The organism is Phenylobacterium sp. J426, from assembly GCF_024699945.1.
Taxonomy (GTDB): Bacteria; Pseudomonadota; Alphaproteobacteria; order Caulobacterales; family Caulobacteraceae; genus Phenylobacterium.
Genome location: NZ_JAJOMY010000001.1, coordinates 2,038,099 through 2,058,191, shown reverse-complemented (window position 1 = coordinate 2,058,191; position 20,093 = coordinate 2,038,099). Strand labels below are relative to the sequence as shown.

Genomic DNA, 20,093 nt, shown 5'->3' with positions numbered 1-20,093 from the left:
CGGCGGCGCCGAGCGCGCTGAGGATGCCGAAGGTGACGCCCACGACGTTCATGTGGCCGGGGATCGGCCGGGCCATGATCATCACGCCCACGAAGCCCACGATCACCGCCGCCCAGCGGTGGGGCCCGACCTTCTCGGACAGCAGCATGGCCGACAGGGCGGTCATGAAGAGGGGCGAGGCGAACTGCAGGGCGGTCGCCTCTGTGAGAGGCAGGTGTTGCACGGCCGAGAAGCCGCAGACCATGCCGGTCAGGCCCACGGCCGAGCGCAGCAGGTGCCCGAGGGGACGCCGCGTCTTCAGCACCTCGAAGCCGGTGGTCCGCCAGATGTAGAGCCCGAGCGGCACGAAGGCGAAGGCGTTGCGGAAGAAGATGATCTCGAAGACCGGCACGCCGCGGTCACCGCACCACTTCACCAGCGCGGAAAGCAGCGCCATGCAGGCCATGGCGGCGACGCGCAGCGTGATGCCGAGGAGCGGCCGGTGGACCGGCGCGTGCGGGTGCGGGGAAGACACGGGCGCGGTGTGAGGGGATGCGCCGAGGGCGTCAACCTGCCTCGCCATCGCAGCCCCGCTTCGTCAGGGTGGTAGGACTACGCCGCCTTGCTGACCGTCGCGAAGGCGAGCGGCATCCGGACCTCGGCCTCGAACCCGGGGTTCAGCGGCCGGGTGACCAGGCGGCCCTTCTGGCCGAACAGCGCCTCCAGTCGCGCCGCGACATTGGGCAGGCCTATGCCGGCCCCGACCGGCGCGGGTCCTGTGGCCGCGCCGTCGTCGGCGACGGTGAGGATCAGGACCTCGCCTTCCGCCCGGGCGGCGACGCGCACGGCCACCCGGCGCTTGGAGCCGGCGACGCCGTGCTTCACGGCGTTCTCCACGAGCGGCTGCAGCAGGAAGTGCGGGATGAGCGCGCTGTAGAGCTCTTCGGGCGCGTCGATCTCGACCGCCAGGCGCTCGCCGAAGCGGGCGGCCTCGATCTCGAGGTAGGAGCCCACGACGTCGAGCTCGTCCTGAAGCCGCGCCGAGGCGCCCGGCGGGACGCCCAGGGAGGCGCGGAAGAAGCTGGAAAGACGGCTGACCACCGCCACCGCCTCGGGATTGCGGCCGGCGCCGACCAGCGAGGTGACGGCGTTCAGGGCGTTGAACAGGAAGTGCGGATTGACCTGGAAGCGCAGGGCGGCGAGCTGGGCCTCCTGGGCGGCGGCCCGGGCGGCGGCGAGCGTTCTCTCGCGCTCGTCGGCCTGGATGCGGGCGAGCGTCAGCGCCACGGCGCACGCGAAAATGACGTGCACCGCCGCCAGTGAGGTGAAGTTGGTGAGGAGCACCAGGTCCCATTCCTGGACAAAGCCCGGCTTGGCCCCGCCCGGTGCGTCCGGCCCCATCATGATCATGAAGAGCCAGGAGTCGGCGATCGTGTGACCGGTTAGCGAGGCGAACGTCGAGCCGACGGCGGCGGCGATGCGGCCGCCGCGGGGCAGGTTCCGCGCCTTCCACTGGCCGACGAAGATGCTGAAGCAGAAGACCACGCCGAGCGCGGCGCAGCCGACGAAGTAGAGCGCGGTCCACCGGTCGATGCCCCGCTGCTTGAGCAAGGGCGCGAGGTAGAAGCTATGGTTGATCACCCACAGGACGATGCACCAGAGCATGGCCTGCCAGGCTAGGCGGACGCCCTGTCTATCCTTCATGGTCGTCGTTCACGCCGGGGTCTCCGCCCGGAGCGCCCGGGACGGCGGACCTTAGCACGGCGCCTGTCGCGTGCGGCGCGCCGTTCGTCGCGGAAAACCCGCCGCTCGTCGCAGAAAGAAACGGGAGGGCCGCATTCGGGGCGGACGGCCCTCCCGCCGCCCTGACGCCGCATCCGGGGAGGCGCGGCGCAGGGTGATCGGTCGCCTAGAATGCGTAGCGCAGAGTGAAGCGGACGCTGCGCGGGGTCTGGTACGAGCGCGGCTGGCCGTACGACGGCACCACGATGCCGGGCGCGCCGCCGGTCTCCCCCTGCTCGACCACGCGGGTCACGGCCTTCTCGTCGAAGAGGTTGAAGACGTCGACCGCGGCGCTGACCGAGCCGAAGCCCTCGCGCGCCTGGACGATGTCCCAGGTGACGTTGAGGTCGGTGTTCGTCACCCAGTCGGTGCGGCCCTCCGACCCGCGCGGTGTCAGCGTGGGCACGCCGTTGCGCACGCAGTACCAGGCGCCGGGGGTGTTGCCGGGCGTGGGATCGTCCGGATGGTAGCCGATGCAGCCGTACGGCCGACCCGACTGGGCGTAGAAGTTGGCGCCGACGCGCAGCCGCTCCGTGGCCTGGACGAAGCCATAGAGCTTGAGCGTATGACGGCGGTCGTTCGGCAGGTAGCCGTGGCCGCCTTCCGCCATGAAGTAGGCGTCGAAGTCCTGGGTGATGGAGGCGTCGGTCTGGCCGATGTCGGACTTCACCGCCCCCTCGTAGTTGCCCCTGGACCTGGCCAGGACGTAGGACCCCTGCAGCGCCCAGCGTCCGTCGAACGGCCGCTCGAAGGTGAACTCCAAAGCGTCGTACTTCCGCTTCGCCTTCTCCAGGGCGAGGTCCTCCCGGGTGAAGGTGATCTCGCGAAGGTTGTCACCGCCGGGGCCGCCCAGCAGGTCCAGCATCAGCCGGATCGGCTTGCCCGGATTGATCAGGACGTAGTGGCCGCTGAATCGGTCGTTGGCGGTGGCGTCGTCGACGATGGCGCAGCCGGCGTCGCGGGTGCGGGCGCAGTAGCGGTCGAGCACGCCGCCGTGGCCGAGGTCGGTGTCCTCGATGGTCGAGGCCAGGTTGCGGTGGACGTAGCGGACCCCGGCGCGCCAGCCGTCGAACATGCCGCCGTCGAACTGGTGCTCGTAGCCGAGGATGAACTCTTCCTCGTACATCGGGTCGATGTCCGCGTTGACGATCTCGCGCGGATCCGGAGCGATCGGCCGGGCGAAGATGGCGTCGTCGCGCAGGCGGGCGCCGAGGATCGGCACGCCATTGGCGTCGCGGGCCAGCGTGCCGTCGGGGTTTACGGTGACGGCGCGGTACTCGACATGGAAATCCTCGCCCGACACCGCGCGGATCGAGGTGTTGGTGGCGATCGGCAGGTAGTAGCGGCCGAACGAGCCGTAGACCTTGTCGCGCCCCTCGCCGCGCGGGTCCCAGGTGAAGCCCAGGCGCGGAGCGATCTGGTCGTCGAGCTTGATGTAGCTCTCGCCGTCGCGGTTCTTGTAGTTGTACTGGTCGAGGCGGAGCCCGGCCTGGACGGTAAGGGTGTCGGTGACGTCCCAGGAGTCCTGGATGTAGGCCGCCGTCTGGCTGGCCCCATACTCGCCGCCCGAGCCGAAATAGGTGGTCTGGGCGTAGGCCTGCGGCGGCAGGGTGGTGCCCGGCACGGTCCGGAAGAAGACGTCCATGGCGAAGCCGCCGTTATAGAGGTGGACGTCCGTCGACTTGAGGTCCTCGCGGTCATAGCCGACGCGGATGTGGTGCCTTCCGAAGAAGTCCGCATAGACGTCGGCGTCGACGCGGTAGGTCTTGCGCACGTCCTCGCCAATCGGCTGCAGCGAGCCGGCGACGTTGGCCGGCGTCAGGAAGACGGTGGTCGTCGTGCGCCGGTCGCGGACGCGCGGCGTGTCGACGAGGTCGCCCTCGTCCTGCTGGTCCGACTTCACCTCGCCGTAGAGCGCCGACAGGGTGAACCAGTCGGTGAAGGCGCCGGTGTACTTGTAGATCTGGTTCAGGCCGCCGGCCTTCTCGGTGTAGCCCAGGCCCTCGCCGATGAGGCCGCGCCGGGCGTCGAAGTCGAAGTAGCGCTGCTCGTTCTCGGACTCGTCAGAGAACAGCGTCGCCTCAGGCGCTGCCGGTCGGTGATGTTGAGGTCGAACTTGGTCAGCCAGCGCGGGCTGTCGCTCTTCGTGTAGTTCTGGGTGCCGCGGTAGAGGTTCTCGCCCGTCAGGCCCAGGGAGGTGACGGCGAAGTACTCGGTGGTCTTGCGGGCGTTGTAGAGGCCGAAGAAGAACAGCCGGTCCTTCAGCAGCGGACCGCTCAGATAGACGGAGCTGTCGAGGGCCTCGTAGCTGGCGGCGCTGTTGTAGACCCGAGCGCCCGACACGCCGACGCCGCCAGCGCTGAAAGCATCGGGCGCATTCGTGGACAGGGTCTTGGGCGTGTAGGCGACGGTCGCGCCGCCGTGCCATTCGTTGGAGCCCGAGCGCGTGACGATGTTGACCACCCCGCCGGTGGCGCGGCCGAACTCGGCCTGGTAGCCGCCGGTCTTCACGTCGATCGACTGGATGGCGTCGAACGGCAGGTCGGCGTAGCCTAGCAGGTTCCGCAGGTCGGTCACGTTCAGGCCGTTGATGTAGTAGACGCTCTCGGCCGCCGACGTGCCGCCGACGACGACCGTCGACTGGTTGCGCCGCGAACTGGCGGCGATGGTCGAGTCGGGCCGCGAGACGCCGGGCGCCAGCAGGGTGACGTTGGCGATGGAGCGGCCGACTGGGACCTGCTGGGAGAGTTCCGGGACATCGATGACCTGGCCGATGTCGGTCCGGGCGAAGTCGCGGGTCTGGCGGGCGCCGGTGACCACCAGCTCCTCCACCGTGCCGCCGGCCAGGGTGAAGGTGAACGAGGAGCCGCCAGGCTGGACGCTGATCCGCTGGTCGGCGAGTTGGCCGCCCGGGCCGTCGACGGCGGCGACGTAGGCGCCGACCGGCAGGGCGGTGATCTGGTAGCGGCCGTTGGCGTCGGTGGTCGCCTGGCGCGAAACGCCCTGGCCCGAGATCACCGTCACCGTCGCGCCGACGACAGGCGCGCCGTCGGCGGTCTCTACGCGGCCCGAAAGGTTGCCCGAGGTGTAGTCCTGGGCGACAGCCAGACCCGGCAGGACGGCCGGAACCGCGAGCCCCAGCGCCGCGGCGCCGACGTAGAGGGTGGAGGCCAGCAGGCGGCCCCGCATCGTCGAAGTCTTCACGTGTATCGCTCTCCAGCCATGCGAAGCGGCGGCCGTCCGCGGCCGCGCGCTCGCCATTCCCCAAGCGGCGCTCTGCGGCGTCGCCCCTGCGGCGGAAATGGCAGGCCGCTGATCCGTACGGTGACGGTTTGCGACGAATGCGACCGGGCGTGCGGCGAAGGCTCAGTCGAGTCCGAGCGCCTCGGCGACGCGCTTGACGTAGCTGACGCCCACCTCGACGGCGGCGCCGTCCTCGGTGTGCAGGCGCATGGCGCTGCGGCCAGAGCGCTCCACCCGCGCCACCGCGTCCGGCCGGACGAAGGCGGAACGGTGGACGCGCAGCAGCTTGGCCGGGTCCAGGCGCTCGGCAAGCTCCGACATGGTGGCGCGCTGGATGTAGGTCTTGGTCGCGGTGTGGATCAGGGCGTAGTCGCGCGCAGCTTCGATGCGCCGGATCTGGTCGACGCGGATGCGGACGTAGCCGTCGCGCCGGCGGATCCACAGCTCCTCGTCGTAGGCCGGCGGATCGGCGGGCGGCGGCCGCGCGGCTTCGACCGCCTCGTACGCCTGCGCCATGTCGCGGCGGCGCCCGCGCCCGGCGGATGGCCTCGGCGAGGCGGTCGAGTTGCACGGGCTTCAGCAGATAGTCGACGGCCTCGATCTCGAAGGCCTCGGGCGCGTGCTCGGCGAAGGCGGTGACGAACACCACCTCGGGTCGGCGCCCGGCCGCGCCGGCGATGGCGCGCCCCACGGCCAAGCCGCTTCGGCCGGGCATCTGGATGTCGAGCAGCACGAGGTCGGGCGTCTCGGAAGCGATCATCTCCATCGCCTCATCCCCGTCGGCCGCGCAGTCGACCCGCCGCACGTCGGGCAGCCCCTTCAGACAACGCACAAGCCAGTCCGCGGCCAACGGCTCGTCGTCGACAACAAGCACACGCAACTTAGGCGACCTGCGAAATGCGGCGCACGGGTCGGCGCCCCCGGACCCGGTCCTATCGAAATTCCCCGTCCGAACGCTAGCAGCCTTCGTCGCGCCCGACGGCGCCGTTCGTCGCACAGAACGCGGCATTCGTCGCAACTCGGCCGACGCGACGTGCGCGGTCGAACCCCGTCGTCGGCTGATGAGAGCAGGAGTTTGGAGCGGGTGAGGGGAATCGAACCCCTGACATTCAGCTTGGGAAGCTGACGTTCTACCTCTGAACTACACCCGCGAAGGCCTGCGGTTTCAACCGCTTAGGGCCGAAGAGTCAAGGCCGCGGGCGATGCCGGCGGAAATGACGTGGCGCCTACGTAGCATTGGGGAGCGCCGGAGGCGACGGGGGACGTTCGGGCACGTGTTCGAGACTGAACCTGACCCGGCTGTGCCGATGAGTTCGAGCGCGGGGAGTATGAACGGATTTGCAATTGGCCCCGCAAGGGTGAAGCCCGCCGGGAACTCAGCTTCGACACCGGCACCTGACTGACCGTAGAGGGGAACGCTTGCTCCGCAACGGCGGAGCTGCATTCCGACGGCGCAGCGCCTGCGTGTACTCGTCGTGGGCCTCTTTGAGCGTGAGCGTCTTGCGCTGGGCCTGCTTCTGCTCGGCCACGACGTTGCGGCGTTGTCGCGCGGCGATCAGGATCTACCAGGCCTGCCGCGCGCCTCGGGCACCGTCAGTTCGTTGAGCCATATTCGATGCGCACCAACAGAACTCAGCGCTTTCGAGGATCGTATGGCTCTATCCAGTTGCGGAAGCAGGAAAGCCGCGAGGATGCGGCCGCAGGCCGCCAAGGACAACATGCGATGCCTGGCGCCATCCCGAGCTACCGCTGCGCCATCCCTTTCCGTACAGCCGTCCTCAGTCGGCCAGCCAAATGGGGGGTGCGCGCGGACACTTATCGATGTCAGGATCGACCGTCAGCTCCCAGCCGGGAGCTCGGCCTTCCTGAATGGCCTGATCGTGCTGCGAGAGCAGCAGCAAGAACGGTCCCAGCGCCGACCCTGCAGCGTACTCCGGCTTCTCGAAGCCAACTTCGTGATCGAAGAAGTAGACGGCTGGAGCGGTACTCCTGGACAGGAGATCAAGGCCGAACAGGTTTCCGCAGCCGTCGTTGAACAACGGCACCGCGTTCACATGGGCGAGCTCCGTGACCTGCGTGGCCATCGGCTTCCACCCAACTCGGGGGTTCCAATGGGGAAAGATCGCGTCGAAATCGCCGAGGCGGGCGATCCGTTGGCGATAAAACTCCTCTAGGTCTGGCGGCAGCTCGCGCCCGAGTAATTCACGAACGCGGTCGATGATCTTTGCAGAGTGATCCTCTCGGGTTCGACGCAGGGTTCCGAGCTCCTCCAGAGCTGCGGCCGCTTCACGAACGGTGATTGTCAAAGCGGGCCTCCCTCATCCACGGGGGTGCGGGACCTTGGTACACCGGGGCGACGAATATACTGCGCTACGAGCCGATCGAGCCTGAGCTTCGCAGCCATGACCTCGGCTTGTGTCGGCACGCGGCCCTTGAGCGCCGCGCGGAACGCCGTCCATTCCGCCGATGCAATCTTGTGCGCTGCGTCTCGGAGCGCCCAGAGGTTGGCCAAGGAGTTCGGATCCGCCTTTGGGAACACGTGCGCGTACTCCAAGGGCCGGCTGTGATGAACCCTTGCTTCCATCTCCGCCGCTGATATCCCGTTGGCGCGGGCAAGTCTCTCCCTCCCGCCTTGGCGGATGACTCCTTTCTCTGCCTTGCTCAGCGCCTGCGACCGAGGACTCGGCCGAACGGGAGCCCGCGGTTTCGGCGCCAAGCCAACCTCCCGCTCAGCGAAGCTCAGGGGAGCGTTCCTGACCGGTGAAGCAGCCACCCGGGCAGCCAAGAACCCAGCGCCGTCGGCTAGTAGCGGAACAACCACAGGCGCCAACGCCGGCACGGCCATCCAGCTGTTCTGAAGGTCGATCCTGCGTCGAACTTCGCCGAATTCAGCCTGTTGCCGCCGCAGGTCGGCTAGGTCTTCAGGCGGCGGCGCATAGAGCGAGCCGTAGCGGATCCCGTCAGATTGCATCTGACTCGAAGCGGATGCTGCCGACGACCTCCTGGTTGGATTCGGAGCAAGCGCTCCGCGCCTGAGCACCGAGCACCACGACATCCCCAGGTCGCACGGCCGAATGGTTCTGCCCCGTCCGGGTTGACGCGGACCATCTGTCCTGGCGGGCGACGTAGTCGGCTTCCCGCCGAGCCTGCTCGCGATTTCGTCGAGCGACGAACTCATCCATAGTTTCAGGCGCGCGAGAGCGCGCCAGCTGAGCGCCAGCCATTGCTTCCCCCTTTTTGCGTTCGAGCACTAAGGAGAGGGCGGGGCCCGCGCACACTCGTCGAGCACAGCGCCCAGTATGGCTCAGCTCGACGCAGGAGTCAAGAACAAAATAAGAACATTCCTCGCGGTCGAGGCGGGACTGCGCATGCGGAGGCGCCGCTACCATGTCGAAAATGATGCAGCAGATATGCAGCGGCGGATCTGCAAATGGAGGAAGCTGGGTCCGGCGCACCCGCGTTCCGCGGCCGGGCTCCATCGGACCGGCCGGGCGGCGGAACATAGCGGCGAGGATCGCCCGGGCCAAGGGGCTGCAGGCGACGCTTCTATCGCGGACGCGGCGGGCCTAGGTTCCGGGCCATGTCGGAACCCATGACCTATGCGCGATACCTCGCGCTGGACGAGCTCCTCAGCAGCCAGAAGCCGCTGAGCGACCGTCACGACGAACTGCTGTTCATCGTCATCCACCAGACCAAGGAGCTGTGGCTCAAGGAGATCATCCACGAGGTGGGCCTGGCCAAGCGCTTGATCGAGGAAGGCGACCTGGAGCCGGCCTACAAGGCGCTGGCCCGGGTCTCGCGCATCCAGACGATCATGACGCTGTCGTGGGACGTGCTGGCGACCATGACGCCCGCCGACTACCTCAGCTTCCGGGAGACCCTGGGGACCAGCTCGGGCTTCCAGAGCCACCAGTTCCGGACGCTGGAGTACCTGCTGGGGCTGAAGGACGACAGCTTCCTGCGCTTCCACGCCGAACGGCCCGAGGCGCTGGCAGAGCTCAAAGGCGCGCTGGAGGCGCCTAGCCTCTACGACGTGGCGATCGCGCAGCTTCCGAAGCACGGCCTCTCCGTGCCGGACACGGTGCTGAAGCGGGACGTCGCCCAGGCCTATGCCCCCTCGCCCGAGGTGGAAGCGGCGTGGCTGGAGGTATATCGCGACACCAAGCGCTACTGGGAGCTCTACCAGCTGGCCGAGAAGCTGGTGGACCTGGACGACGCGCTGGTGACGTGGCGGCACAAGCACGTCCTGACCGTGGAGCGGATCATCGGCGGGCGGCCCGGCACCGGCGGGACGGATGGCGCGGGTTATCTTGCCAAGACGCTCCAACGGCGCTGCTTCCCCGAGCTGTGGTCGCTGAGGACGAAGCTTTGACGGCCCGGAAGGACCTGTTCTCGCGCGCGCTCTCGGCCGCCCCGGGCCGGCTGCACATGGCGGCGCACAGCCACCACCTGTGGCCGGATGCGACCTTCGACGCGCAGGTGCAGGCCTGGACCGACGCGGCGGCGCTGGCCGACCGGAAGTGGGACAAGGCGCTGGGCGACGTCTACCCGGCGGCGCAGCGGCTGGTGGCGGACGAGCTCGCCCTCCCCTCGCCTGACACGGTGGTGTTCGCGCCGAACACCCACACGCTGCTGATGGCGCTGAAGTCAGCCATAGAGCCCCGGCCGGTGCGGGCGCTCTCCACCGACGGCGAGTTCCACTCGTTCCGGCGGCAGGCGGCGCGCTGGGTCGAGGCGGGCGAGGTCGAGCTGACGCTGGTCCCGAGCGACGGTGCGGACTTTGCGGAGCGGTTCCTGGACGCCGCCAGGACGGGCGGGTTCGACCTGATCTTTGTGAGCCACGTCTTCTTCAAGAGCGGCTTCGTCTTCGACAGGGTCTGGGAGCTTGCTGAGCTGTCGAGGCCGGACGGGCCGTGGGTTGTGGTCGACGGCTATCACGGCTTCCGGGCCGTCCCGACGGACCTCGGCGCCCTGGCCGACCGGATCTTCTACGTGGCGGGTGGCTACAAGTACGCCATGGCGGGTGAAGGCGCCGCGTTCCTGCACGCGCCGCCCGGATTTGGCGCGCGGCCCGTTCTGACCGGCTGGTACGCCGAGTTCGGCGACCTGGAGGGGCCGCCCGGCGGAGTTGGCTACACTCGCGACGCCCAGCGCTTTCTGGGCGCCACCTTCGACCCGTCGGGGCTCTATAGGTTCGTGGCGGCGGGGCGGATGCTGGCTGACGAGGGCCTGACCACCCCGGCGGTAGCCGAGCACGCGACGGGGCTGCAGCGGCTGCTGCTGGCGAAGATCGCGACGGGCGACGCCGGGCCGCTGTCGGAGGCCGTCCCGGTCAACCCGCCCGGCGGCGGAGCCCAGGCCCGGTTCCTGGCGCTGCGGCATCCGGCGGCGCTCACCTGGAAGCAGGCGCTGGGGGCGCGGGACGTCATCGTCGACGTGCGGGACGACGTCCTGCGGGTGGGCCTGTCGATCTACCACGACGAGGCCGACATCGACGCGTTCTGCGTGGCGTGCCGGGAGCTCGCCTAGTCCTCCAGGAAGATCTCCTCGATCCGCAGGCCGAAGACGCTGGCGATCTTGAAGGCGAGCGGCAGGGACGGGTCGTACTTGCCGGTCTCGATCGCGTTGACGCTCTGGCGGGAAACCCCCAGCCGGTCGGCGAGATCGCCCTGACTCCAGTCGCGTTCGGCCCGCAGCACCTTGAGTCGGTTCTTCATGGCAGCAGCCCGGAGAGCAGGACCTGAGGGGGGGATGACCTGGGCGGCGGCGAAGCCGGCGCAGAATAGACCCACGATCACGGCAGAGACGGCAAGCAGCAGGCCGGTGGCGCGATCGCTCATCGCATCCTCCACCACCAGATGGCCCAGGCGACGAAGAAGCCGACGCACTGGCAGGCCAGCACGGCGACGCCCCCGGTCTGAATGAGCGACGCGGCCGAGGCGTCTGCCGGAAGCCAACCGCCGAGCGTGGGGTCGCGGGCGGCGAGCCAGCTGACGCCGGCGAAGCCCAGGATAGCGCCGCAGCCGCTACCCCAGAACCATGCCGACTTCTGAGCCTCGCGCGCCGCCTCGTCGATCTGCCGCCAGTAGGCGAGCGTCAGCCAGACGGCGATCGCCAGCGAGACCGCGAGGACTCCGAAGCGGAACCCCGGCGGGAGGTCGACGCCGCCGCCGCGCGCCAGAACCAGGCCGGCGGCAAGCCCCACCAGAGCGATCAGTCCGAGCTTGGGTGCGACGCCCGCGGGCAGAAGTTTTGGCATAGCAAGTCTCCTTGTCTCGATGACAAGGAAACATGACACATCCAGGCTGTCAAGCGTCCACGACAGTTTGTCGTGGACGCTTGCTACTGAATCCGGGTGACCGAGAAGCCGCGGGCGGCGAGCAGCGCCGGCAGACCGTCGTCGCCGACGAGGTGCAGCGCCCCCCACGTTGACGAGTTCAACGCCAGAGCCGCCAAGGGCCTCGACGAGCTGGGCCGCCCAGGCTTCGTTCCGGCGCTTGAGCAAGGCGTCATAGAAGGCGGGGTTGCTGCTCTTCATCTCGCCGACGAGACCCGGGCCCAGCCTGGCGAGGTCGCCCGCCAGCCAGGCGGATTCGAGGTCGGGCTTGGGCCAGAGCGCAGCCAGCGGCGAGCGCGGGCCGGCCCGTTCGCGGATAACCTCGGTGAGATACTGGACCTCCGACGTCTCGGGCAGGCCGGCGAACATCCGGGCCTGGTCCTCCAGAGTCTCGAAGGCGCGCAGGCGCTTGCCGCCGGTGAGCGTGGCGCGGGTCATGGCAAGGTCGGCGCCGGCCTCCAGCGTGGCTCCGCGGCCGGTGACCGGCTGCATGGTCAGCATCATGGCCGCGGCCCACGGCCGGAGGTGGTCGATGCGGGGCAGGTCGGCCTGGCGGGCGAGGACGGCCACGTCGGCGGGCGCAAGTTTCTGCGACAAGCGCCGCTCGGGGTCGATGCCGTACCGCTGCAGGATGCCCATGATCCGTGTGGGTTCGAGCCGCCCCATGTCGGCCTCGAACCAGACGGTCTCGGCGCGGGCGTAGGCGTTGTCGTAGGCCGGGGTGCGCCATTTCGCGGCCGGCGACAGCGCGTGCAGCGTGCCGAACAGGTAGATTTCCGAGTCGGCGTCGGAAACCTTCCAGAGCGCGGGAGCGGCCCCCGCCGCTCCCGCCGCTCCTACCCCCAGGATCAACGCGGTCGCGAAGCCCGCGACCCGACGCATCCAGCCCAAGATCCCCCCGATCCGGCGCCGGCTCTGTCGTCCGTGCGCCTACTCGCCCCAAACCTTGAAGTGTTTGGATAACTTCAGTCCCTGACGCTGGTAATGCGACCCGAGGTCGCCGTAGAGCCTCGTGGGACGCTCGGTGAGTGGCTCGTAGACCAGCCGGGCGACGGTCTGGCCGTCCTCGAGGATGAAGGGCGTCTCGTGGCTGCGGACCTCCAGCACGCCCTTCGAGCCCTTGCCGTGGGCTTCGTCGGTGCCGAAGCCGGGGTCGAAGAAGCCGGCGTAGTGGACGCGGAATTCACCGACCGAAGGGTCGATGGGCGTCATCTCGGCGGCTTCCAGCACCGGGATCTCGACGGCCTCCTTGGACGCCAGGATGTAGAACTCTCCGGGGTCCAGCAGCAGCTGGCCGTCCCGCGGGATCAAGGGCTCCCAGAAGTCGCGCGGATCGTGGCCGTCGACGTGGTCCAGGTCGACGACGCCCGCATGACGGCGCCCGCGGAAGCCGGCGATCCCGCCGGTCAGATCGACGCCGACGCTCTCGATGCGCAGCCGCTCGGGCGCGCCACGCTTGAGGCGCAGCTGGTTTAGCCGGGTGCCGGTGCGGACCAGGACCGAGAAGGTCTGCGGCGCGATCTCTATGAAGGTCGGGCCGGTGTAGCCCTCGGCCACGTCGTCGAAGGCGGCCCCGGCGTCGGTGAGCAGACGGACGAAGACGTCAACCCGGCCGGTGGAGCTCTTCGGATTGGCGCGGGCCGAGACGCCGGGCGGCAGCGCAAGGCGCTCTTGCAGCTCGGCGATGTAGACGCAGCCCCGCTCGAGCACGGCCCCCTTGGTGAGGTCGAGCTCGTGCATGGCCACGTCGCGGATGCGGTCGCGGACGGTGTGGCGCCCCGGCAGGAAGGAGGCGCGGACGCGCCAGCAGCGGGCGCCCAGGCGCAGGTCGAGACTGGCCGGCTGGACCTGGTCTGTGTCGAACGGGGTCTCGGAGGCGATCGCGCCGGTGGCGATCAGGCTCTCGATGGATTGGCAGGGCAGGATGCCCGGGCGGTTCATGTCGCTCATGGGCGGCGCAGACTTAGCCGAGAACGGCGCCGTGGCAAGGGTTGCGGTTCGGAAAGGGGCCGCGGCCCGTCAACCGGCCCTTGACCGGAGAGACGACAGGGCGTTCCTCACCGCAGCTTTTCTGAAGGTGATGGAGGCCGTGATGGCGGAAGATCCGCGCTATTGGGAGATCGAGACCCAAGCGGTTCGCGGCGGCCTCATGCGCACCGAGCACGGCGAGATCTCGGAAGCCCTGTTCCTCACCCAGAGCTTTTCTTACGACAGCGCCGCGGCGGCTGACGCCCGCTTCGCGGGCGAGGCGCCGGGCTTCATCTACCAGCGCTTCGGCAACCCCACGACCGAGATGTTCGAGCAGCGGCTCGCGCTCATCGAGGGCGCCGAGGCGTGCAGGGCGACGGCCTCGGGCATGGCGGCGGTGCAGCTGGCGCTGATGGGCCTGGTGCGGGCGGGCGACCACATTGTGGCCGGTCGGGCGCTGTTCGGCTCGTGCCGCTGGATCCTGTCGGAGTGGATGCCGAGGTTCGGCGTCGAGACCACCTATGTGGACGCCACCGACATCACGGCCTGGAAGAATGCGGTCCGGCCCAACACCAAGGCCTTCCTGGTGGAGAGCCCGGCCAATCCGCTGCTGGAGGTGACCGATATCGCCGCCGTCGCCGAAGTGGCCAAGGCCGCGAACGCGAGGCTCGTGGTCGACAACGTCTTCGCCACGCCCGTCTTCCAGAAGCCGCTGAAGTTGGGCGCCGATGTGGTGGTCTACTCGGCCACAAAGCACATCGACGGCCAGGGCCGGGTGCTGGGCGGCGCGATCCTGGGCCAGGCCGAGTTGCTGACGGAAGCCTACAAGGACATGCACCGGCACACGGGGCCGGCGTTGTCGCCGTTCAACGCCTGGGTGCTGCTGAAGGGCCTGGAGCACATGGAGCTGCGCGTTCGGCGCCAGACCGAGAACGCCGCCAAGGTCGCCGAGGCGATCGCCGCCCACGCAAAGGCGCAGAAGGTGGTCTATTGCGGCCGGGCCGACCATCCGCAGGCGGCGGTGATCGCCCGGCAGATGACCGGCGGCGGCAATGTCATCGCCTTCGACCTGGGCAGTCTCGAGGCCGCCTGGCGGTTCCTGGACGCGCTGGAGATCGTCGACATCTCCAACAACCTCGGCGACGCCAAGTCGATGGCGACACATCCATCGACCACGACGCACCGCTCGATGCCGGAAGAAGAGCGCCAGGCGATCGGCCTGACCCAAGGCTGGGTGCGGATGAGCGTCGGCCTCGAGGGGCCGAAGGACCTGGTGCGCGACGTGACGCGGGCGCTGGATAGGGCTTAGGCCACTTCCAGCGTCGCGGGCTCCACGGCGTAGACCTTGCTGCAGTACTCGCAGGTGACGTGGATCTTGCCGTCGGGCTCGACCATGCCTTCGCGGTCCTCGGCCGGGAACGACTTCAGCACCGTCTCGATGCGGTCCTGTGAGCAGCGGCAGAAGGCGCGCAGCATCTTCGAGCCGAACACGCGCACGCCGTCCTCGTGGAAGAGCCGCCACAGCAGGGTGTTGGAGTTCAGCTCGGTGTCGAGCAACTCGTCTTCGCCGAGGGTCTCGAACAGCGCCTGGGTGCGCTCCCACGCTTCCAGCGTCGAGCCGCGGGCGTCGTCTCCCGCGATGTACTGGATCAGGAACCCGCCGGCCCGCCACGCGCCGTCGACCGGGCCAACGGCCAGGCGGACGCGGGTGGGCGTCTGCTCGGACTGCGCGAAGTACTGCTCGGCGCAGAAGGCCAGGGTCTCGCCCTCGATGGCGGTGATGCCCTGATAGCGGTCCATGTCGGAACCCTGGTCCACCGTCATGATGAACACGCCGTCGGCCAGCAGCGAACGGGCGCCGGGGCTCTGGAAGCCCCGGGACAGGGCCGCGACCTCGTCGGCGTCGAAACGGCAGTAGCCGCGGATCCCGCCCGAGGTGTCGTAGTCGGCCACCAGGTATTTCACCGCGCCCGAACCTCGGGCCTCGACGATGAGACGGCCGTTGAACTTCAGGTTCGAGCCGACCAGGGCGGCAAGCGCGCAGGCCTCACCCAGCAGGTTGGCGACCGCCTCGGGATAGTTGTGACCTTGCAGGATCTCGTCGATCGAGGCGCCCAGGCGGGCGACGCGGCCTCGCACCGGCTCGCCCTCGATCTGGAAGGCGCCGACCAGGTCGTCGGGAACGGGAGGATTGGACATGGGCGCCAATATAGGATGCGTCGGCGGGTTTGCGACCCGGTGCGTCAGCGGGACCGGCGGAAGCGCAGATCGCGGACGCGGGCGGTGGTGAAGCGCAACGCCTCGACCTGGCCCTGGGCGTCGCGGATCAGCCGCACCACCCCGCCCTGGACGATGAAGGTGTCACGGTCGAGGGGCTCGAGGGTCTGCCGATAGCTGGGCCTGTCGGCGGGCTGGAGGATCAGCTTGCCCTGCCAGAAGCTGAGGCGAAGCGTCGCCTGGGCCTCGTCGCTCGTGAACACGCCGGCGGCGGCGGTGAGCTCCGCAGGCGTATGAGCGTGGCGGGTCAGTCGGCGGAAGCGCGAGATGTCGCCGTTCGGGAAGCGGCGCTCGTAGCCTTCGGGTGTGAAGATGACGCGGTCGGCTCCCAGCCGATAGCTGGCCTCGCGCTCGGAATAGACCAGCGGGCCGCCGCTGAGCCGAAGCGTCCCGTTCTCGCGTACGATACGGCCGACCTGGCCGGTGCGCTCGTCGAGATAGACGCCGGGCCGGACCTCGAGCTCCTTCACCGAGGTCGGCGAGGCGACTTCCTCGGCAACCTCGGGCGGCAGGATAGCGAAGTCGGCGATGCGTCGGCCCAGGCCCACGGCGTCGGCCTCGGCGGTGTTGCAGAGCACCGCCACCGAGACGCCGCTCTCCGGATAGTGGGCGAGCCAGGCGCGGTAGCCGGCGGTGGAGCCGGAGTGCGCCACTTCCTTGCGGCCCAGGCGCTGTTCGACCCAGACGCCGCGGGCATAGGCGACCTTGCGCCCACCGGTGAGCACCGCCTGGACCTGCATTTCGGCATAGAGGCCTGGCAGAAGGGCGTCCGCGGCCAGGGCCCGGTTCCAGATCAGCAGGTCGCCCACGGTGGTGAGCAGGCCGCCGTGGCCGTAGGCGCTCTCGAACGGCATGTCCTGGTACGGCCCGGCCCGATAGGCGATGGCGCGGTCCGGCACGATACGGCGGAAGTCGTCGCGCCACTGGGTGCGGGTCATGCCCAGCGGCTTGAAGATCCGCGCCTGGGTGAACTGGGAGAGTGTCTGGCCGCTGACCCGGCGGACCACCTCGGCCGCGAGGATGTAGCCGGTGTTGGTGTAAGCGTACTCGGACCCCGGCGCATAGTTCAGCGCCCGCTGCCGGTAGGCGATCGCGAGCGCCTCCTCGTTGGTGTAGGCGCGGGTCGTGCGGGGCCAGCCCCCCAGCTGGGCGACGTCGCCCCAGTCGCGCAGTCCGCCCAGGTGGTTGAGCAGCTGTTCGATGCTGACCGGCGTCGGATAGGTCCAGAGCTCGGGCAGGTGCTTGCGGACATCGTCCGTGAGCTTGAGCTTGCCCTCGCGGGCCAGCATCAGGATGGCGGCGGCGGTGAACTGCTTGGCCACCGAGCCGGACTCGAAGATCGTCTCCGGGGTGTTGGCGACGCCGTGTTCCAGATCGGCCATGCCCCAGGCGCGGGTAAGCGGCGGCTCGCCCGGACGATCGAGGCCGACGGCGCAGCCCGCGCTGGACGAGGAGAACTGGCCGAAGACGCCGTCGAGGTCCTCCGCGGTCTGGGCGCGCGCCGGGCAGGCCGCCGCGACGATGGCGGCGGCGAGGAACGCGGCGAGCTTCATGGATCCCGGGACCACGCGGTCAGGCTAGATGGCCCCGAAGCACCAGGCCAGGATCGACTTCTGGGCGTGCAGGCGGTTCTCGGCCTCATCCCAGATCAGGCTCTGCGGCCCGTCGATGACGGCGTCGGTCACTTCCTCGCCGCGGTGGGCGGGCAGGCAATGCAGGAACACCGCGTTGGCGGCGGCCTCCTCCATCAGGGCTTCGTCGACCTGATAGGGCTCCAGCGCCTCGAAGCGCTCGTCGTGGTCGGTGTCGCCCATGGAGACCCAGGTGTCGGTGACGATGCAGTCGGCGCCGCGGACGGCCTCGTGCGGGTCGTCGCCGGCCTCCACCAGGCCCTGCTGTTCCGCGGCGCGGGCAAGGTCGACGAGGTCCGGATGGTAGATGGCCGGCGTGGCGATCTTCAGCCGGTATCCCAGCTTCGGCGCGGCGTGGATGAAGCTGGCGCAGACGTTGTTGCCGTCGCCGATCCAGGCGATGGTCTTGCCCTTCAGCGGCCCGCGATGCTCCTCGAGCGTCATCAGGTCGGCCAGGATCTGGCAAGGATGGCTCTTGTCCGACAGGCCGTTGACCACGGGGATAGTGGACGCCAGGGCGAAGCGCTCGATGTCCTCGTGGACGTTGGCGCGGATCATGACCGCATCGACCATCCGCGACAGCACGCGGGCGGTGTCCTCGATCGGCTCGCCGCGGCCGAGCTGCATGTCCACCGCATTGGAGATGATCACCGACCCGCCCAGCTGGCGCATGGCGGCGTCGAAGGAGAAGCGCGTCCGGGTGGAGTTCTTCTCGAAGATCATCGCCAACGTCCGACCGTCCCCAGGACGGTCGGCGTCAGCCTTGCCCTTGGGCCAGCCCTTGCGGGCGGCCTTGCGGGCGTGGGCGTCGTCGAGGATCGCGCGGATGTCCGCGGCGTCGAGTTTCCACAGGTCGAGGAAGTGCCGCACCGGCTGGCCGCTCACGCCGCAGCCGCCTTGGCCTTGGCCCGGGCCGTCTCGCAGGCGCGTTCCAGCTTGCCGATAGCTTCGCGGGCCTCATCCAGGCTGAGCGTCAGCGGCGGCAGCAGGCGCACGCAGTTGTCACCGCCGCCGGCGATGAGCAGCTTCTCGTCGCGGGCGTGCTGCATGAACTCGCGGTTGGGGGTCGCCAGCTTGACGCCGATCAGCAGGCCCTTGCCGCGGATGTCGACGACGACGTCGGGGAAGCGATCCTTCAGGCCCGAGAGCTGCTGGTTGAAGTAGCCCGCCACCTCGCGGACGTGGGCGAGCAGTTCCGGCTTCACCAGTTCCTCGACCGAGGCGATGCCGACGGCCATGGCCAGGGGATTGCCGCCGTAGGTCGAGCCGTGGCTGCCGGGCGTCATGCCCTTGGCCGCGTCTGCTGTGGCCAGGCACGCGCCGACCGGGAAGCCGCCGCCGAGCGCCTTGGCCACGGCCATGATGTCCGGATCGGCGCCGCCCTCGGCCCACTCGTAGGCGAACAGCTTGCCGGTGCGGCCGAGGCCGCACTGGATCTCGTCGTAGATCAACAGCGTCCCGGTCTCGTCGCAGAGCTGGCGGATCCCCTTGAGCTGAGCCTCGGTCCAGGACCGCGCCCCGCCCTCGCCCTGCACGGGCTCCAGCAGGATCGCCGCGGTGGTGGGGCCCACCAGCCGCTTCAGCCCGTCGAGGTCGCCGAACTTGGCGCCCACGAAGCCGGGCGGCGGCGGGCCGAAGCCTTCGACGTAGCTCGGATTGTTCGCGGCGAAGATGGCGGCGATCGTCCGGCCGTGGAACGAGCCGTCGAAGCCGATGATGTCGATCCGCTCGGGATTCCCGTTCGCCCAGTGGTGCTTGCGCGCCGTCTTGATGGCGCACTCGATCGCCTCGGCGCCCGAGTTGGTGAAGAAGGCCACGTCCGCGAAGGTGTTCCGCGTGAGCAGGTCGGCCAGCTTCTCCTGGTTCGGGATGCGGAAGATGTTGGACGTGTGCCAGAGCTTCTCGGCCTGGTCCTTCACAGCCTGGATCAGCTTAGGGTGCGAATGGCCGAGCGCGGTGACAGCGATGCCGGCCATGCAGTCGAGATAGGCCTCGCCTTCGGCCGTATAGAGTCGCGAGCCCTCGCCTCGCTCGAACGCCAGCGGGGCGCGCGCATAGACGCCCATGATGTGATCGCTGGGAACGGGCGCGGCGGACTGGCCGGCGGTCTTGTCGGTCAACGAAGGAGCCCTCCGAAAAGGCATCGTCCCCGCGCGGACGGCACGGGGACTGGAAGGCCTGGCCTTTTCGGCCTCGAACGGTGGGATGTCAATGATCTGCCGGTCGCCCCGTAGGGGCGGGCGGAGACGGCCTCGGACAGCACGCCGCCCCCCGCCCGGACGCGCGGTCTCCTGTTTGGGGTCAGAAAGTCCGCGCGGACGCCGAAGAACAGCCAGCGGCGGCTCGGCGGCTCACCCGGCCATCGGCCGTCGGTGGCGCAGGACGAAGACGATCGCCAAACCTACGCCGACGTGGGCCAGGACGTCGGCGATCGAGCGGGCGCCATCCCAGCGGGGGAAGGCCTCGGGCCAGCGCAGCGGCAGCACGATCCGGTACATCACGGCGTAGAGGGCGAGGCCGTAGAGAACGCCGGAGGTCCAGGGCCGACGGTAAATCGAGGGCGCGCGACCGCCGGCGAGAGCAAAGGCGGCGGCCATCACGGCGGCGACGCCGAAGTGTGTGGCGAGGCCAAGTCCCGCCGAGGCCCAGCCGAGCTCTCGCGCCTGCGGGCCGATCCAGCCGCCCGCCACGCCCTGCCAGACCTGTTGGAACGAGCGGCCGGCCGCGGCGCCCACGACGCTGGCGTAGGCGAGGTCCACGACGCCGCCGGCCAGGCCGGCGAGCGCGATCCTGGTCGGCGTCGCCCGGCCCGCGGCTGGGGATGTTGCGGCGGCGGCGGTCATGGGCGCTTCCTTGCCTGGCGGTCTCGATGACGG

Annotated in this window: 17 protein-coding genes, 1 tRNA gene and 2 pseudogenes; 4 read left to right on the top strand and 16 right to left on the bottom strand. The window is 69.3% G+C overall.

Annotated elements, in window-relative coordinates; genetic code table 11:
* Positions 1–133: 133 nt before the first annotated feature.
* A pseudogene (locus tag LRS10_RS25095) lies at positions 134–436 on the bottom strand (EamA family transporter); the annotation flags it as partial.
* On the opposite strand from LRS10_RS25095, the gene LRS10_RS10845 reads away from it, so the two are divergent.
* Positions 360–527: a hypothetical protein gene (locus LRS10_RS10845; protein ID WP_257837263.1), complete on the top strand. Its 168-nt coding sequence runs from the start codon at positions 360–362 to the stop codon at positions 525–527. The pseudogene LRS10_RS25095 and the gene LRS10_RS10845 sit on opposite strands and share 77 nt — an antisense overlap.
* Before the next feature lie 64 nt (positions 528–591).
* Here the strand turns inward: LRS10_RS10845 and LRS10_RS10840 are convergent, their stop codons facing one another.
* From LRS10_RS10840 to LRS10_RS10815, 7 genes and pseudogenes are all read right to left on the bottom strand, one after another.
* A complete protein-coding gene (locus tag LRS10_RS10840; protein WP_257837262.1) occupies positions 592–1,683 on the bottom strand; it encodes a sensor histidine kinase in 1,092 nt (363 codons plus the stop codon).
* A gap of 205 nt (positions 1,684–1,888) precedes the next feature.
* Positions 1,889–3,664 (bottom strand): TonB-dependent receptor domain-containing protein, encoded by a 1,776-nt coding sequence (locus LRS10_RS10835; RefSeq protein ID WP_374571072.1) that lies wholly within the window; start codon positions 3,662–3,664, stop codon positions 1,889–1,891.
* Positions 3,665–3,729: 65 nt separating this feature from the next.
* Positions 3,730–4,965: a TonB-dependent receptor gene (locus LRS10_RS10830; protein WP_257837261.1), complete on the bottom strand. Its 1,236-nt coding sequence runs from the start codon at positions 4,963–4,965 to the stop codon at positions 3,730–3,732.
* A gap of 162 nt (positions 4,966–5,127) precedes the next feature.
* Positions 5,128–5,520: a LytTR family DNA-binding domain-containing protein gene (locus LRS10_RS10825; protein ID WP_257837260.1), complete on the bottom strand. Its 393-nt coding sequence runs from the start codon at positions 5,518–5,520 to the stop codon at positions 5,128–5,130.
* A gap of 34 nt (positions 5,521–5,554) precedes the next feature.
* Positions 5,555–6,013: pseudogene (locus LRS10_RS25090) on the bottom strand (LytR/AlgR family response regulator transcription factor); the annotation flags it as partial.
* Between the two features lie 67 nt (positions 6,014–6,080).
* Positions 6,081–6,155 (bottom strand) — tRNA-Gly (locus LRS10_RS10820).
* 627 nt (positions 6,156–6,782) lie between these two features.
* Positions 6,783–7,310 (bottom strand): SMI1/KNR4 family protein, encoded by a 528-nt coding sequence (locus tag LRS10_RS10815; RefSeq protein WP_257837259.1) that lies wholly within the window; start codon positions 7,308–7,310, stop codon positions 6,783–6,785.
* A 1,274-nt stretch (positions 7,311–8,584) separates the two neighbouring features.
* Between LRS10_RS10815 and LRS10_RS10810 the strand changes: the two genes are divergently transcribed.
* Complete coding sequence (locus LRS10_RS10810; RefSeq protein WP_257837258.1) at positions 8,585–9,376, top strand: tryptophan 2,3-dioxygenase; 792 nt, start codon at positions 8,585–8,587, stop codon at positions 9,374–9,376.
* Positions 9,352–10,533: a class V aminotransferase gene (locus tag LRS10_RS10805; RefSeq protein ID WP_257837257.1), complete on the top strand. Its 1,182-nt coding sequence runs from the start codon at positions 9,352–9,354 to the stop codon at positions 10,531–10,533. Before LRS10_RS10810 ends, LRS10_RS10805 begins: the two co-directional genes overlap by 25 nt.
* On the opposite strand, the gene LRS10_RS10800 is transcribed toward LRS10_RS10805, so the two are convergent.
* From LRS10_RS10800 to LRS10_RS10790, 3 genes are all read right to left on the bottom strand, one after another.
* Positions 10,530–10,721: a helix-turn-helix transcriptional regulator gene (locus LRS10_RS10800; protein ID WP_257839134.1), complete on the bottom strand. Its 192-nt coding sequence runs from the start codon at positions 10,719–10,721 to the stop codon at positions 10,530–10,532. The two genes, LRS10_RS10805 and LRS10_RS10800, sit on opposite strands and share 4 nt — an antisense overlap.
* A 119-nt stretch (positions 10,722–10,840) precedes the next feature.
* The gene (locus LRS10_RS10795; RefSeq protein ID WP_257837256.1) at positions 10,841–12,223 is read right to left on the bottom strand and encodes a TraB/GumN family protein; all 1,383 of its coding nucleotides are present in this window, start codon (positions 12,221–12,223) and stop codon (positions 10,841–10,843) included.
* Positions 12,224–12,271: 48 nt separating this feature from the next.
* The gene (locus tag LRS10_RS10790; protein ID WP_257837255.1) at positions 12,272–13,291 is read right to left on the bottom strand and encodes a 2'-deoxycytidine 5'-triphosphate deaminase; all 1,020 of its coding nucleotides are present in this window, start codon (positions 13,289–13,291) and stop codon (positions 12,272–12,274) included.
* Between the two features lie 142 nt (positions 13,292–13,433).
* Here LRS10_RS10790 and metZ point away from each other — a divergent pair, with 142 nt between their 5' ends.
* The gene (gene metZ, locus LRS10_RS10785; protein ID WP_257837254.1) at positions 13,434–14,618 is read left to right on the top strand and encodes an O-succinylhomoserine sulfhydrylase; all 1,185 of its coding nucleotides are present in this window, start codon (positions 13,434–13,436) and stop codon (positions 14,616–14,618) included.
* Here metZ and LRS10_RS10780 read toward each other — a convergent pair.
* The 5 genes from LRS10_RS10780 to LRS10_RS10760 form a co-directional block, all read right to left on the bottom strand.
* Complete coding sequence (locus tag LRS10_RS10780) at positions 14,615–15,508, bottom strand: Hsp33 family molecular chaperone (protein ID WP_257837253.1); 894 nt, start codon at positions 15,506–15,508, stop codon at positions 14,615–14,617. The two genes, metZ and LRS10_RS10780, sit on opposite strands and share 4 nt — an antisense overlap.
* 44 nt (positions 15,509–15,552) lie before the next feature.
* Positions 15,553–17,139, bottom strand: coding sequence for a serine hydrolase (locus tag LRS10_RS10775; RefSeq protein WP_257837252.1), 1,587 nt, complete (start codon positions 17,137–17,139; stop codon positions 15,553–15,555).
* Positions 17,140–17,163: 24 nt separating this feature from the next.
* A complete protein-coding gene (gene argF / locus LRS10_RS10770) occupies positions 17,164–18,087 on the bottom strand; it encodes an ornithine carbamoyltransferase (RefSeq protein WP_374570973.1) in 924 nt (307 codons plus the stop codon).
* An 11-nt stretch (positions 18,088–18,098) separates the two neighbouring features.
* A complete protein-coding gene (locus LRS10_RS10765; protein ID WP_257839133.1) occupies positions 18,099–19,283 on the bottom strand; it encodes an aspartate aminotransferase family protein in 1,185 nt (394 codons plus the stop codon).
* A 285-nt stretch (positions 19,284–19,568) separates the two neighbouring features.
* Entirely contained in the window at positions 19,569–20,060 is a 492-nt protein-coding gene (locus tag LRS10_RS10760) for a hypothetical protein (RefSeq protein ID WP_257837250.1), read from the bottom strand.
* Between the last annotated feature and the right edge of the window lie 33 nt (positions 20,061–20,093).